Here is a 553-nt window from a genome sequence, read left to right as displayed (position 1 = left end):
GAAGGACAGCTGATGGAAATGGAAGCCACTGGAGCACCTCAAAAACACCATAATACACTAAATCAGCAAGTTGGGAGCATTACCCTGGTTCTGTTACTTTTTATTCTCACGGGAATAGCACTCCCTCTGCGCCACACATCCACTCAATTTATATCACCATCACAGGGTGAAACGGAAGCTAAATGAGTGCACAACTCTGGGGTGACCTGCTCCCCGTTGATTAATACACCGCGATGTTAGTAATGTCTTCATAAGCCACATTAGGACATCCCCATGAAGAAGCGTTTTTCCGACGAACAGATCATCAGTATCCTCCGCGAAGCTGAAGCAGGGGTTTCTGCCCGTGAGCTCTGCCGCAAGTACGCCATACTTCTTACGCCACCTATTATACTTGGCGTAAGAAGTATGGCGGTGCCCGAGGTTAAGCGCCTGAAGTCGCTGTCGTTCTCAAAATCAGAGGAACTGCAGGCTTTGTCGCATTAAGAAGTCGTCAGATAACATGCTGTTTTTTTGCTATGTTACCTGACTATGCAGCTGATCCGAAAAGCCTTCA

General features: G+C 47.4%; 1 protein-coding gene and 1 pseudogene. Both read left to right on the top strand.

Translation table 11 applies throughout. The features are described from left to right. Positions 1 to 186, top strand: a 186-nt coding sequence (locus tag IAE27_RS29830) for a hypothetical protein (RefSeq protein ID WP_227685355.1), incomplete at its 5' end; no start/stop codon positions are given. Between the two features lie 87 nt (positions 187 to 273). After that, positions 274 to 441 (top strand): annotated as a pseudogene (locus IAE27_RS29345) (transposase); the annotation flags it as partial. Positions 442 to 553: the final 112 nt, after the last annotated feature.

Origin of the sequence: Klebsiella sp. S69, from assembly GCF_016516145.1 — a bacterium.
Classification (GTDB): domain Bacteria; phylum Pseudomonadota; class Gammaproteobacteria; order Enterobacterales; family Enterobacteriaceae; genus Klebsiella; species Klebsiella oxytoca.
Note: the sequence above shows the minus strand (reverse complement) of the source record. Positions and strands in the feature narration are given on the sequence as shown.